The following is a 13,437-nucleotide window of genomic DNA, read 5'->3' on the forward strand; positions in this document are numbered from 1 at the left end:
GATCGGCCATGATGTCCCTTGGCGAGTACCGTAATCGCAGTGCCCTTCTATCTGATTTCCTGCCCTGGGCCGCGCTGGTCGAAAAGGGTGTGGTCCTGAACAAGGACGGCAGTTTCCAGCGCACGGCGCGCATCCGTGGCCCCGATATGGACAGCGCCACGCCCGCCGAACTGGTCGGTGTCACCGCACGGCTCAACAGTAATCTCCGCCGTCTGGGCTCCGGATGGGCGGTGTTCGTCGAGGCGCAGCGCGTCCCGGCCACACTCTATCCCGAGAGCGATTTTCCGGATGCCGCCTCGCACATGGTCGATCTGGAACGGCGTGAGCAGTTCGAGGATGAGGGCGCACATTTCGTGAGCCGGTATTTTCTGACCCTTGTCTGGCTGCCACCGGCGGAATCATCTGATCGCGCTGCCCGGTTCCTGTTCGAGGGCAGGGAGCGCGAAGGGCCGGACCCACACGGCATGCTCCATGCGTTCGTGGATCGCTCCGACCGGATGCTGGCGTTGCTGGACGGTTTCATGCCCGAGGCCACCTGGCTCAATGACGGTGAGACGCTGACCTATTTACATTCGACCATTTCGACGCGGAACCAGCGTGTCCGGGTGCCGGAAATCCCTATGCATCTTGACGCGCTGCTGGTCGATCAGCCGCTTTCGGGCGGGTTGGAGCCAAAACTCGGCGATGCCTTCCTGAAAACGCTGACGATCACCGGTTTCCCGTCGCGGACCTTTCCCGGAATCCTGGATGACCTGAACCGGCTGGCGATGCCCTATCGCTGGTCCACCCGCGCGATCCTGCTGGACAAGACGGATGCGACGAAAGTGCTGATAAAAATCCGTCGCCAGTGGTTCGCAAAGCGCAAGAGCATTACGGCGATTGTTCGGGAGGTGATGACCAACGAGGCGTCGGTTCTGGTGGATAACGACGCCGCCAACAAGGCGGCGGATGCGGACCTTGCCTTGCAGTCCCTCGGTGCTGATGACGTCGGGCAGGCCTACATCACCGCCACGGTAACGGTCTGGGATGGTTCCGCTTCCATCGCTACAGAAAAACTCCGTTTGGTCGAAAAGATCATCCAGGGCCGCGACTTCACTTGCATGGCGGAAAGCCTCAACGCCGTGGAGGCATGGCTCGGCTCTCTTCCCGGCCATATCTATGCCAATGTGCGCCAGCCACCCGTCTCGACGTTGAACCTGGCGCATATGATTCCGCTGTCAGCGGTGTGGGCTGGACCGGAGCGCGACACCCACTTCAACGCCCCGCCTCTTTTCTACGGCAGGACGGCGGGCGCTACACCGTTTCGTTTCTCGCTCCATGTCGGCGATGTCGGCCACACGCTGATCGCAGGACCGACAGGAGCTGGCAAATCTGTCCTGCTAGCGCTGATGGCGCTCCAGTTCCGGCGTTATGCGGGATCGCAGATTTTTGCCTTCGATTTCGGCGGGTCCATGCGTGCGGCGACGATGGCGATGGACGGGGACTGGCACGATCTTGGAGGCGGGCTGACGGACGAGGGCGATGGGCATTCCGCCGTTTCCCTTCAGCCGCTGGCACAGATTGACGATCCCGACGAGCGCAAATGGGCCAGTGAATGGCTGGGGCAGATCCTTGTCGGTGAAGGGGTAACGCTGACCCCCGAGGTGAAGTCTCACCTCTGGTCGGCGCTGAATTCCCTGGCATCGTCGCCTGTGCCGGAACGTACATTGTCCGGGCTGGTAGCACTGCTTCAATCCAACGCTTTGAAGCAGGCTCTGGCCCCATACTGCCTCGGTGGTCCTTATGGCCGCCTGCTCGATGCAGACGCCGAACGTCTGGGTGACGCCGATGTCGTGGTGTTCGAGACCGAAGGGCTGATCGGCTCCAGCGCGGCATCATTCGTTCTGTCGTACCTGTTCCACCGCATCGAAGGGCGACTGGACGGGAGGCCGACGCTGCTGGTCATCGACGAAGGCTGGCTGGTGCTGGATGACGGGGACTTTGCCGGCCAGCTCCGAGAGTGGCTAAAGACGCTGCGCAAGAAGAACGCATCGGTGATTTTCGCCACCCAGTCGCTGTCCGATATCGCCAATTCCCGCATTGCGCCTGCCGTGGTGGAAAGCTGCCCGACCCGGATCTTCCTGCCCAACGAACGGGCGATCGAGCCACAGATCGCGGCCATCTATCGCGACTTCGGGCTGAATGACCGGCAGATCGCCATCATCGCCCGCGCGGCATCCAAGCGGGAATATTACTGCCAGACCCAGCGGGGGAACCGGCTGTTCGAACTGGGGCTCGGCCCTGTCGCCCTGGCGCTGTGCGCGGCCTCCGGCAAGGACGACCACAGGCTGATCGATCGGGTGCTGGCGGAGCACGGGCGGGTTGGGTTCCTGCCCGCCTGGTTCGAGGCGCGTGATGTCATGTGGGCGGCTGATCTTCTGCGGGAAGGGGAGGTGCCGTGAGATATCGTCTGATTCCTGCCGTTATGGTCGTTGCTTTTACGGTTTCTGCTTCTCAATCCGCCCATGCCCAATGGGCGGTGTATGATGGCGCGAACCATGTCGAGAACGTGCTGATCGCGGCGCGCACGCTCCAGCAGATCGACAACCAGATCACGTCACTGGCCAATCAGGCGCAGATGCTGGTCAATCAGGGTCGCAATCTGGCGAGCCTCCCGCTTTCGACACTGTCGACGCTGCAATCGACGATTTCCCAGACGACGGCGTTGCTCGCGCAGGCGCAGAATATCGCATACAGCGTCCAGTCCGTTGAGCAGCAGTACCAGCAGTCATACACATCGTTATCGTCAGGCATGTCAGACAGCGCCCTGTTCAGTCAGGCGCAGACGCGGTGGCAGAATTCCGTGGGTGGGTTCGAGGATGCCCTGAAGCTTCAGGCGCGGGTGGTAGGAAATATCCCGAGCGACAGCTCGGCCATGACGCAACTGGTCTCGGCGAGCCAGAGTTCGGCCGGGGCGCTACAGGCCGCACAGGCGGGAAACCAGCTTCTCGCGCTTCAGTCTCGCCAGCTTTCCGACATCCAGGCCGAACTCGCGGCTAATGGCCGGGCCGCGGACCTCGAACGGGCGCGACAGGCGGCGAACGAGGCCGGTGCGGAAGCCCAATATCAGCATTTCTCGCAGTATGACGCCTATGTTCCCCAGGCCGTCGCCATCCCAAGTTCTGGATATTGAGCAATGGCGAGCGACAATGTCGGCATCATCGACGGCTTCCTGAATACCTTCGAGACCACGATCGACAGCGGTTTCGGTCTGGTCCGGGGAAGCGTGGTGTCGCTCGCGGGTTCGCTCTCGGTGCTGGACATCGTGCTGGCGGGGCTGTTCTGGGCGTGGGCGGCCGACGAGGACATCGTCCAGCGTCTCGTGAAGAAGACGCTGTATATCGGCTTCTTTGCCTTCATCATCGACCATTTCAGCGGCCTGTCGGGGATCGTTTTCAACAGTTTCGCGGCCCTCGGTCTCAAGGCCGGCGGCGGCACGCTGGCAATTGCGGACTTCATGCACCCCGGCCGACTGGCGGCGACCGGGCTCGATGCCGCGCAACCGCTTCTGGATGCGGCGAGTAAACTGGCGTTTTCGTTCGGTGCGCTGGCCAGCATCGTGCAGATCCTCGTCCTGGTCCTGTGCTGGTTCATCGTGCTGGCGGCCTTCTTCATTCTCGCGGTGCAACTCTTCGTGGCGATCGTCGAGTTCAAGCTGACCAGCCTAGCCGGTTTCGTGCTGATCCCGTTCGCCCTGTTCAATCGCACCGCTTTCCTGGCCGAGAAGGCGCTGGGCAATGTCGTATCGTCCGGTGTGAAGATCATGGTGCTGGCGGTCATTTCCGCCATCGCCTCCGTGCTGTTCAGGCAGTTCACGACGTCCTACGGTGATAGTGCGCCCACCATCGGCCAGGCGCTGTCCGTTGTTCTGGCGTCGCTCTGCATCGTGGGTCTCGCCATTTTCGGCGGCTCTCTCGCCAATGGGCTGATCTCCGGTGCCCCGCAGCTTGGTGCCGGGGCAGCGGCCGGAACCGCAATGGCGGTGGGCGCGATGGGTGCTGCGGCTGTTGCCGCGCCCGCTGCCCTGGCGTCTGGGGGCGCTGCCGCGCTTGGTGCGACGGCCGCGGCAGCGCGCGGCGGGGCTGCCGTCGCAGGTGCCGCCACGACAGCCTACTCCATGGGAGCAGCCGGACAGACCGGCGCGGCGGGCATGGCGTCGGCGGCTGGCAATGTCGGTCGCGCCGCTGGTGGTGCTGCGATGAACGCCGTGAAGAACAAGGTCGGCGCGGCAACATCCTCGTTGAAGGAAAGCTACTCTGCTGGCGGACGCTGGGCCGCCGGTGCGATGGGCGCCGGCGGAGAAGGCGATAGGCCATCGGGTGACGGTGGATCTTCAGGCCCGTCCGGCGGCGGAGGTGATCCCGGTACCGGGCCTGCCGGTAGCGGTAACCCTGGCGGCGGCCCCGATGGCGGCGACGGCTCCGACGGCAAGCCGCCCCGCTGGGCGCGAAAGATGAAGCGCCGCAACGCCGCCACCCATGCTGCCGAGGCCGCCCATATCATCCGCTCCGCCGATGGCGGGGGCGGGTCCACGTCCATCGATCTCTCGGAGAAAGAATGATGTTCCGTCGCTCCACAACACGCTACGGGACCACGCCCGAGCCCGTCACGCCCTACCAGAAAGCCGCACAGATCTGGGATGAGCGCATCGGCTCGGCCCGTGTGCAGGCCCGCAACTGGCGGTTGATGGCGTTCGGTTCCCTGTTCCTGTCCGCAGGTCTCGGGGCCGGGCTGGTCTGGCAGTCCGCGCGCGGCACCATCACGCCGTGGGTCGTGCAGGTCGACACGCTCGGTCAGGCGCAGGTCGTGGCGCCGGCGACGTCCGGCTACATGCCCGCTGATCCGCAGATTGCCTGGTATCTGGCACAGTTCGTCCACGACGTGCGCTCCCTGTCATCCGATGCCGTCGTGGTCCGGCATAACTGGCTGCGCGCCTATAATTTCACCAGCGTTTCTGGTGCCGTGGCGCTGAACGATTATGCCCGCCTGAATGATCCGTTTTCGCGGATCGGGCACGAGCAGGTCGAGCTGGACATCGCTTCGGTAATCCGGGCCTCGCCCGCCAGCTTCCGCGTCGCCTGGACCGAGCGCCATTACCGTGACGGCGCGTTCACCGGCACCGAACGCTGGACCGCCATCGTGTCGGTTGTTCTGCGCACGCCGCGCGACGCTGATCATCTTCGGAAAAACCCGCTTGGAATCTACGTCTCTGCCATCAACTGGTCGAAGGAACTCGGGCAATGATCCGTCGCGCTCTTCGTGCTTTGCCGTTGCTAACCCTGCCCCTGGCGGGTTGCGCGCAACAGTACCATCCACCCGTCATACGATATGACGACGCGGCCCAGGCCACGCTCCTGCCTGATCCGCCGAAGCCTGTGCGGGTGGCGGAGGTGCCACAGCCACTCCCGCTGCCGGGCCAGCTCAAGCCGCTTCCGCCCTTACGGCGTACCCATGTCGTGCCCGAGGCGGCTGACCCTACCGTGCGCGTGACCCAGGCCAATCTTGCCGCTCGCATCCAGCCGACGCGGGCCGGTTACGTGAACGCGGTGCAGGTTTACCCCTACAGCGCGGGAGCGCTCTATCAGGTCTATGCTTCGCCCGGCGAGATCACCGACGTTATGCTCCAGCCGGGTGAAAAACTGGTGGGTACCGGCCCGGTCGCGGTGGGTGATACCGTGCGCTGGATCGTCGGCGATACCACCAGTGGCGCGGGCACGACCAGGCGCGTGCATATCCTGGTCAAGCCGACGCGACCGGATCTCATCACCAATCTGATCGTCAATACCGACCGGAGGAGCTACCTTGCCGAACTGCGGGCGACACCCACGACCTATATGGCGTCGGTGTCCTGGGATTATCCCGAGGACGACCTGATTGCCCTGCATCGGCAGGACAGCGACGCCGATGATGCAGCCCCGGTGGATGCGGGGCTGGATCTGAATGCGCTGAATTTCCGTTACGCTATTCAGCCGGTGAAAGGTGGCACGCCGCCCTGGCTGCCCAGCCGGGCGTTTGACGATGGCCACAAGGTCTATATCGCGTTTCCGTCCGGTATCGGGCAGGGCGAACTGCCGCCGCTGTTCGTGTTGGGGGCCGATGGCGGGCCGGAATTGGTGAACTACCGCGTCCGGCAGAACTGGATGATCGTCGATCGCCTGTTTGCCGCCGCCGAATTGCGGCTGGGCGACAGGCATTCCGAGCAGCGGGTACGGATCGTGCGCACGGATGGCAGGAAGTCATGAGCGGCGCGGAAGAGCGCCCGGAAGGGAATACGGGAGCCACCACAAGCGGAAGCGGAACAGGACCATCATCCCCGCCGCCCTCTCCCGATCTGCGGCTGCGCGCGCAGCGTCCGCCGGTGGTCCGGCTCTCGCGCCCCGTCATCTGGACGCTGGGTGGTGCGGGGATGCTCGCGATCGGTCTTGCGCTGGGCTACGCGCTGCAAAATGGTGCGCAGAAGGGGCCGCTCCAGGGGGCACAGGACACCGACACCCGCCCCTCGGCCGACGGGCTGGCCGCACTCCCCAATGACTATACCGCCACCCCGAAACTCGGGCCGCCTTTGCCCGGCGATCTCGGCAAGCCGATCCTCGATGCACAGCGGAACGGTCGCGCGGGACCGGTTTCCGGCATGGGAGACCGGCGTGGCGATCAGGAGATCGAGGCGGCACGCACCAGCAGGCTCTTCGCGCAGATCGAGGCGCGGGAGGGCCAGGCTGCGCAGACGATTCCGGTCATGGCCACCGCTCCCGGAGCACAGGCATCACCGACCGGCCCCGACCAGCAGACCGGCAATCGCGCCTTTCTGGCAGGTCAGCCGGATCGCGCGACGGTCAGCCCGGACCGGATCGTATCTCCCGCCTCGCCCTATATGCTCCAGGCCGGGACCGTCATTGCCGGCGCGCTGAACACGAAGATCAGTTCCGATCTGCCCGGCCAGATCGTGGGGCATGTGACCCAGAACGTCTATGACAGTCCGACAGGCCGGTTCTTGCTCGTCCCGCAGGGTAGCACCCTGTTCGGAGCCTATAACAGCGGCATTTCCTTCGGGCAGCAGCGCACCCAGATCATCTGGACGCGGCTGATCTATCCGAATGGCGAAAGCCTCGTCCTGGAAAAGCTGCCCGGTGGCGACGCCATCGGCCAGTCTGGCCTGTCCGATGAGGTGAACAATCATTGGGGGCAACTGTTCAAGGCGGCCCTCGTCACGACCCTCCTCAGCGTGGGCTCCGAGGCCGGGACGTCATGGAACGAGAACAACCTGATGCAGGCCATCCGCTCCGGCGCGAGCAACGGGTTTTCTATGGTCGGCAACCGGCTGATTGATCGCAGCCTGAATATTCAGCCGACGCTGACAGACCGCCCGGGCCTGCCGTTCACGCTTATCCTGAATCGCGACCTTGTCCTGAAACCCTGGCACCCAAAGGAACCGGCTCCATGACGAAGCTGCGCATCACCGAAATTCCCGACGAGAAGCCGGTCCGTGTCACCGTGGACCTGCCTGCGGACCTGCATCGCGATCTCGTCGCTTATGCTGCCCTGGTCAGCCAGAACGGCCAGTCCGTCGATCCGGCCCGTCTCGTACCGCACATGATCCGTGGCTTTATCACCTCCGACCGCGCGTTCCGAAAGCTCCGGCAGGAGCCACGGCGGGCACCCGTTAAAACGCAGTCGCCTGCTGCTCCAGAAAACGGATGACTGTCCTCGCGGCCGGTGGGCAGCGCTCACGATGCCAAGCCGCGCCATAGGCGAAGTGGGAAAATCCGTCCCCGTCGATGACTTCCACTACCGCGATCCGCTCCCGGATGGCAGCGGGCAGAAAACCCAGCCAGGCATCCGGCAACAGAGCGATGCCGCTGCCATTCGCTGCCAATGCGACGACCCGCAGGCTTCTGACCGCCTCCTGACGTGTCACCGGCACGAATCCCGCCTGCCGCATCTTGCGCATCAAGAGCGCGAGCAGTTCCTCGCCGGTATCATCCTTGCCGATCAGAAAGATTCCATCATGCAACTCAGCCCATGACGCGGTTCCGACCTGTGCGATCGGATGTTCGGCCGACATGATCGCAACGACACGATCGCTCCAGAGCGGGACGGTGGCCACCATGCTGCCGGGCAGGGGCAGCGTCATTATCGCGAGGTCGATCTCCTCCTGTTCCAGGGCCTGGAACAGTTCTTTTTTCGCATTATCCCGATAAGTGAAGGAGATACCGGGTTGCGCAAGGCTGTACGACTCCAGTATCGCCGAGATCCGGCCGGGTGGGATGCTGCCCTGGACGCCCACGGAGATGACGCCGGTCTCGCCCCGGCTCCAACGCCGCGTGCGCTCGTACAGTCCGACTGTTCCATCGAGCAACTTCTCAGCCTCTCGCAGAAAGGCAACTCCCGCCGGGGTGAGCCGGGCACCGCTCGACGTGCGTCGAAAAAGGGAGACGCCAAGTCGCTCTTCCAGTAACCGCAAGGACCGGCTTACGGCAGATTGTTTGCCTCCCAGCGCCCGTGCGGCTCCATGGATACTTCCCTCCCTCGCGATGACACGCACGAACAGCAATTCCCGCAGATCGAGAGGTGGTCGCCGAACCGACATTTTCTGTCTATCCCGATTTTTTGAAGACCTTCGGCATGACCTGCCAAAATCCAGTCATTGTGCTTTCAAGTCTGCAACAATAATTCGTTCACGATATATTATGACGTTACTCTCTGCCTTCGCCATGAAGCCATCGCAATATCCGCGCTGCGGTGCAAAATGCTCTTGTGGCATAGTGCGCTAATGTACCACCTCGCCGAAGAGAAATGGAAGCATGATGAACCTATTGGACGAATTCATCCCGCGCTTCGATTTCAGCGAGCGACACAGTGTCGATATCTCCGCCCCGGCCAGTCGCATCATGAACGCGGTGGCTGCATGGCGGAATCAGGACGATCCGCTGGTTCGTGCCGCCATCCGCCTGCGCGAAATGCCCGCCCGGCTGTTAGGCCATGCGCGGCAACGGAATCTGGACCTCACCGACTTCACGCTGCTGGAACGGCGAGGCGATGCCGCCCTGGTCTACGGCCTCGTCGGCGCGTTCTGGCGGGCGGATTACGGATTGTGCGACATTCCCACAACGGACGCTTTTCTCACCCCTTGCCATGATGACGTCTGCAAGCTCGCTCTGGGCTTCTCCATCCAGCCGGGACCACACGGTACCCAGTTGCTGGTGACGGAAACCCGCGTGTTTTGCGCCATGGACCGGGCCAGGCGTCGCTTCACGCCCTATTGGTATCTGATCCGCCCGGTCAGCGGCCTGATCCGCCGCCGCATGCTCGCGACCATCCGGGAACAGTCGGAGTCTCCGCCCTCTCATCACCCGCGCGCAGCATTGCCATGAAGCTTTACGACTACCCCACCGCCCCCAATCCACGGCGTGTGCGCTTCTTCATCGCCGAGAAAGGGCTGACGATTCCTATCGTTACAGTTGATCTGGCGAAGCACGAGCAGTTCGCGCCCACGTTCCGCCTCCTTAACCCCTCCTGCACCGTTCCCGTCCTGGAACTGGACGACGGCACCGCGATCAGCGAGGTGCCCGTCATCTGCCGTTATCTGGAGGAGTTGCATCCCGATCCCCCTCTGATGGGCGCGACGCGAGAACAACGCGCCATCATCGGCATGTGGGACCGGCGCATGGAGATCGACGGCTATCTTGCCGCGATGGAAGCCGTACGGAACAGCCTGCCGGGACTGTCGGGCCGCGCACTGGTCGGACCACACGGCTATGCGCAAATCCCCGAGCTTACCGCGCGCGGCCGTCAGAGGCTGGCCGATTTCATGGCCGATCTGGACACCCGGCTGCGCGATGTACCCTATGTCGCGGGCAATGCCTTCTCGATCGCTGACATCACCGCGTTCGTCACGCTGGATTTCGCCCGTAGCCGACTGAAGCTGGCATTGCCAGACGAGGCCTCCGCCCTGCATGCATGGGTCACGAGCATCGCGAAACGGCCAGGAGCACAGGCATGACGGCCTTTGCCATACTCTTGTTAGCCGGCATCTCGTTCAAGAGCGCTGTTCTACTTATGAACATCACCCGCCCGAACATCCTGACGATGTGTGCCACGGGATTCGGCACGCTACGCCGTAGCCACCCCCGATTTGCTCCGGGCTGCTTACAAAATGCTTACATTCCTGTGCTACGGCACACTGTAAACAAAAAACGGTCCCGAAGGAACGTCTTTAACCGCCTGATTTTCCTTGGAAAATCTGGAGCGGGCGATGGGATTCGAACCCACGACCCCAACCTTGGCAAGGTTGTGCTCTACCCCTGAGCTACGCCCGCTTCGTCTGCGATGAGCGGTGATTTAAAGCAGGCTTCCGCGCTGCGCAAGCCCTTCGGCACAGATTTTTCACAAATTTTTCTGCACCGAAACGCCAGCCGCGGAAGACCAGCAAAAACCCGTCAGATTCCGGGAAGCTCGTTTGCTGTCACCACTCTCCAGACTCCGTCGTGACATTCCAGAATCGTGAGCGAGAGATTCTGAATCGAGAAATGCAGCGCCGTATCCGCGTCAATCTTGAGCGCATGCGCCAGCGCCGCCCGGATCGCTCCGCCGTGACTGACGACGACCATGTCACGCTTCGCATGGTGCGCCGCCATCGTGCTCAGCGTATGCCCGACGCGTCGGCAGACATCGACCATGTTCTCTCCGCCCGGAGGCCGTTCCTCGCCTGAAAGCGGCCAGAAATAATGCGGCTCATGCTCAAGTTTTTTCGGGAACTCGGCATGCGGCAAACCCTGCCATTCGCCCAGTTCCTGCTCGAGAAATCCCGGTTCGACCGTCAGGGGACGTTCGCCATAGCCCGCATTCTGGATGGCTTCCGCCGTGCGCCGGGTGCGGGAAAGGGGCGTGACAAACCAGAGCGCGTCGGAAGGCAGGCGTCGGGCCAGCGCCTCATACATCGGCTGCTGCGCCACGAGGCTTTCCGGGCAGAGCGGGACATCCATCGTGCCATACATCATGGCGCGGGCATTCTGTTCCACGAGAGCGTGACGGATCAGCCAGAAGCGGGTGACACCTTTTTCAAGCCGGGGCGCATCGAGAAAATTGCCCTGATTTTTCTGTTCCTCGGGGCATGCGTCCAGGACGGCTGAAGCCATCATTTCTCTCCATTCTGTTGTGACAGGCTGCGCGCCGGGGCCGGAACGGGCAGGGTGGCAGGCGCGTAGGTCGGCAGCGGGTCATAGCGCGCAATCCGTTCCCAGTGATGACAAATCAGGGAAATTTTTGCGAGAATCATGCGAGCGTCGGCAATTTCCCGCGCCAGTCGGACTTCCGTGCTCAGATTTGCGTGAATCGGCTCGCCGGACACAAGACGGGCGCCGGCTGAAATTCTCAGGGCGCCTGCCTTTTTCCCATCCAGCGCCTTGCTGGGCACCGCAACGGGCTGTCCGATATGACAGAGCAGACCTGCCACCTCACTTTTACGCTCCGGCTCATCAGGACCGAAAACCGGTCTGAGATCAGCGTTCAGCCAGTGATAGAGCTGGCGGGCCTTTTCAAGTTCGAGTGGAATGAATTCATCTGTTGCGCCCAGACCCGGAGCGCGGACCAGAAAGCTGAGGATGGTGGTCATGTCATCCCACGAGTCCGGCAGGGAAGTCCGTACAGGTGTCGGCGTATCCAGCAGGAGCACATCCGGGCAGTGCGCCATCGCCTCCCTGACGCCGGAGAGGAACCGCTCAAGACGCCACCGTACCTCCAGCGAGGGAATGCTGGTCAGCGCCTCCATCTCGGCCAGCGCCGCCGCCCAGCGGAGAATGAGACCGTGATTCACTACCTCCGACAGGCCGTGGGTGGCCTTGCATTCAGGCCATTCGCCGCACCCGGCATAGGCTTTCAGCCCGGTGGGAAGCACGTCATGATCGAGTCGTGTTCTCCATGTCTCCGGCAGCAGGAGCGCGCCGCAGAAGGGCGGTCCCGTGAAGAATTTTGAGCCTGTGATCATGACAGCGCGTCCGGCACGGACCCAGCCACCGATCCGGGAAGGCATCAGGCGGGCCTGACAGGCATCCACGACAATGTCGCAATCCTGCCCGAACGTGCGTGAGAAAGCTTCCAGCACCGTTTCATTGGGAGCCAGAAGGCCGGTCTTGGACAGGTCCAGCTGGTGCAGCAGCACATGGCGTCCCGCCCGGATCGCCCGTTCCATATGGACCCGGCATTCTTCCGTCAGAATGGCCTCGTCCACTTCACTTCCGTCCGGAGTCCGCAGGCGGATTTCCTCGACGGCATCTTCACCGATTGGACCGAAGCCTGCGATGGACTGGCCACGGGGAACGTGCGGACTGCGGGCTGTATCGGCCGCAAAGTGACGTCCTGCCGCTGCCAGAGGGACACCCCGCCCGGTTTCTTCCGGCGCAATGAGAATATTGGTGATCGGCTTGCGGGCCGGATTCATTTCCGCGATGGCCAGCGCCGCGAGTTCGCAATCGGTTCCTGATGGCGCGAGGATGACCCGTTCGCCATCCGGCAGTCCGTAATACTGCGCCAGCCTGTGACGCACGTTACCTGCCGTTTCAAGAAGCATTGAATGGCTACAATCGTATAGCAGCGCCCGTTGCAGCCGAATCCGGATTCGCTCCGCTGCGGCAAAACCGCGCTCTGAAACGGAGGAGGCGGTGGAAGAGGCGAATGTCGCGGCCCAGGGGCGCGGTCGATGCGAGCAGCCGTAATGGTTGAGGCCGTTGCGCGGATCAAGCTGGAGTCGCGCATCGCCCCCTGCCGCCATCAGAACTTCCAGCGGTCCGATAAGGGACCATGTTTTTGTCAGCCATGAGAAAAGCGATTCAAAGAGCGGGAGAGACGGCGTCGCAGCTCTTTTCGCCTCGGATGGGAGGTGGGATTCCAGCGTTTCCCATATCTCCATGAGAGCGGTCAGTGAGGGCGGCTGATCACCCCCCATAAGACCAGCCCAGGCCGGAGGGGAAGCGCTTTGGCCCGCGCCTTCATCAAGCGCTTCGAACAGCGCCGCCGTTCGGGCTGCGGCAAAACTGGCCCGCAGCAGGAGCGGGAAGGGAGGCGGTGTCGTCGTTTCCCTGTGTAGAATGCCTTCAAGGAGCAGCGTCAGTTCCAGACCATGACGGATGACCCATGCCGGTCCTGTCCGGAGGGTTTGGTCAGGGAAAGTGAGTCGCATTCCGTCCATCGTGCTGCCGCTGATGGCGAAGGAGGAAGCGCATCTTCCTGCCACAATTTCGACACGCGTTTCTTCCGCCACACAACGAAGATCTGGCCGTTTCAGGAAGTGAAAAACTGCGATGGCGGACGAGTGTGCCAATATGTGTGCATCCTGTTGCCGTTAAATGAACATCAAGAGTGCCATAACTATGGTTAATCCGATACTCAGGCGTATTGTCTGTT

12 protein-coding genes and 1 tRNA gene are annotated in these 13,437 nt (G+C 62.7%); 9 read left to right on the top strand and 4 right to left on the bottom strand.

All coding sequences use genetic code 11. The features are described from left to right. Positions 1-8: 8 nt before the first annotated feature. The 7 genes from trbE to GVI59_RS11275 are packed head-to-tail and all read left to right on the top strand — an operon-like array spanning position 9 to position 7,737. Positions 9-2,441 (top strand): conjugal transfer protein TrbE, encoded by a 2,433-nt coding sequence (gene trbE / locus GVI59_RS11245; protein WP_110912913.1) that lies wholly within the window; start codon positions 9-11, stop codon positions 2,439-2,441. Between the two features lie 23 nt (positions 2,442-2,464). Further along, positions 2,465-3,172, top strand: a complete 708-nt coding sequence (gene trbJ / locus GVI59_RS11250) for a P-type conjugative transfer protein TrbJ (RefSeq protein WP_077814490.1) — start codon at positions 2,465-2,467, stop codon at positions 3,170-3,172. A 3-nt stretch (positions 3,173-3,175) separates the two neighbouring features. Continuing rightward, positions 3,176-4,600 (top strand): P-type conjugative transfer protein TrbL, encoded by a 1,425-nt coding sequence (gene trbL / locus GVI59_RS11255; protein ID WP_077813798.1) that lies wholly within the window; start codon positions 3,176-3,178, stop codon positions 4,598-4,600. Next, positions 4,600-5,283, top strand: a complete 684-nt coding sequence (gene trbF / locus GVI59_RS11260; protein WP_010516386.1) for a conjugal transfer protein TrbF — start codon at positions 4,600-4,602, stop codon at positions 5,281-5,283. Before trbL ends, trbF begins: the two co-directional genes overlap by 1 nt. Further along, complete coding sequence (gene trbG / locus GVI59_RS11265) at positions 5,280-6,281, top strand: P-type conjugative transfer protein TrbG (protein WP_029329730.1); 1,002 nt, start codon at positions 5,280-5,282, stop codon at positions 6,279-6,281. Before trbF ends, trbG begins: the two co-directional genes overlap by 4 nt. Next, a complete protein-coding gene (locus tag GVI59_RS11270) occupies positions 6,278-7,480 on the top strand; it encodes a TrbI/VirB10 family protein (RefSeq protein ID WP_010516382.1) in 1,203 nt (400 codons plus the stop codon). The genes trbG and GVI59_RS11270 overlap by 4 nt, the downstream gene beginning before the upstream one ends. Further along, positions 7,477-7,737 carry a DUF2274 domain-containing protein gene (locus GVI59_RS11275; RefSeq protein WP_010516380.1) on the top strand — a complete coding sequence of 87 codons (261 nt, stop codon included), beginning with the start codon at positions 7,477-7,479 and terminating at the stop codon, positions 7,735-7,737. Before GVI59_RS11270 ends, GVI59_RS11275 begins: the two co-directional genes overlap by 4 nt. On the opposite strand, the gene GVI59_RS11280 is transcribed toward GVI59_RS11275, so the two are convergent. Next, positions 7,700-8,626 carry a LysR family transcriptional regulator gene (locus GVI59_RS11280; protein ID WP_010516378.1) on the bottom strand — a complete coding sequence of 309 codons (927 nt, stop codon included), beginning with the start codon at positions 8,624-8,626 and terminating at the stop codon, positions 7,700-7,702. The genes GVI59_RS11275 and GVI59_RS11280 overlap by 38 nt on opposite strands. Positions 8,627-8,840: 214 nt before the next feature. Between GVI59_RS11280 and GVI59_RS11285 the strand changes: the two genes are divergently transcribed. Beyond that, positions 8,841-9,410: a hypothetical protein gene (locus GVI59_RS11285; protein WP_010516376.1), complete on the top strand. Its 570-nt coding sequence runs from the start codon at positions 8,841-8,843 to the stop codon at positions 9,408-9,410. Then, positions 9,407-10,039, top strand: a complete 633-nt coding sequence (locus GVI59_RS11290; RefSeq protein ID WP_010516374.1) for a glutathione S-transferase family protein — start codon at positions 9,407-9,409, stop codon at positions 10,037-10,039. Before GVI59_RS11285 ends, GVI59_RS11290 begins: the two co-directional genes overlap by 4 nt. 241 nt (positions 10,040-10,280) lie before the next feature. On the opposite strand, the gene GVI59_RS11295 is transcribed toward GVI59_RS11290, so the two are convergent. From GVI59_RS11295 to GVI59_RS11305, 3 genes are all read right to left on the bottom strand, one after another. Continuing rightward, a tRNA-Gly gene (locus GVI59_RS11295) sits at positions 10,281-10,355 on the bottom strand. A gap of 120 nt (positions 10,356-10,475) precedes the next feature. Continuing rightward, entirely contained in the window at positions 10,476-11,177 is a 702-nt protein-coding gene (locus GVI59_RS11300) for a histidine phosphatase family protein (RefSeq protein ID WP_173574330.1), read from the bottom strand. Next, positions 11,174-13,354: a hypothetical protein gene (locus GVI59_RS11305; RefSeq protein WP_173574331.1), complete on the bottom strand. Its 2,181-nt coding sequence runs from the start codon at positions 13,352-13,354 to the stop codon at positions 11,174-11,176. Before GVI59_RS11305 ends, GVI59_RS11300 begins: the two co-directional genes overlap by 4 nt. Positions 13,355-13,437 lie beyond the last annotated feature (83 nt).

Source organism: Acetobacter sicerae, assembly GCF_011516765.1.
Classification (GTDB): domain Bacteria; phylum Pseudomonadota; class Alphaproteobacteria; order Acetobacterales; family Acetobacteraceae; genus Acetobacter; species Acetobacter sicerae.

Coding starts and splice junctions, on each gene's coding strand:
- trbE (WP_110912913.1), top strand. CDS start 9: ATGATGTCCCTTGGCGAGTACCGTAATCGCAGTGCCCTTCTATCTGAT.
- trbJ (WP_077814490.1), top strand. CDS start 2,465: ATGGTCGTTGCTTTTACGGTTTCTGCTTCTCAATCCGCCCATGCCCAA.
- trbL (WP_077813798.1), top strand. CDS start 3,176: ATGGCGAGCGACAATGTCGGCATCATCGACGGCTTCCTGAATACCTTC.
- trbF (WP_010516386.1), top strand. CDS start 4,600: ATGTTCCGTCGCTCCACAACACGCTACGGGACCACGCCCGAGCCCGTC.
- trbG (WP_029329730.1), top strand. CDS start 5,280: ATGATCCGTCGCGCTCTTCGTGCTTTGCCGTTGCTAACCCTGCCCCTG.
- GVI59_RS11270 (WP_010516382.1), top strand. CDS start 6,278: ATGAGCGGCGCGGAAGAGCGCCCGGAAGGGAATACGGGAGCCACCACA.
- GVI59_RS11275 (WP_010516380.1), top strand. CDS start 7,477: ATGACGAAGCTGCGCATCACCGAAATTCCCGACGAGAAGCCGGTCCGT.
- GVI59_RS11280 (WP_010516378.1), bottom strand. CDS start 8,626: ATGTCGGTTCGGCGACCACCTCTCGATCTGCGGGAATTGCTGTTCGTG.
- GVI59_RS11285 (WP_010516376.1), top strand. CDS start 8,841: ATGATGAACCTATTGGACGAATTCATCCCGCGCTTCGATTTCAGCGAG.
- GVI59_RS11290 (WP_010516374.1), top strand. CDS start 9,407: ATGAAGCTTTACGACTACCCCACCGCCCCCAATCCACGGCGTGTGCGC.
- GVI59_RS11300 (WP_173574330.1), bottom strand. CDS start 11,177: ATGATGGCTTCAGCCGTCCTGGACGCATGCCCCGAGGAACAGAAAAAT.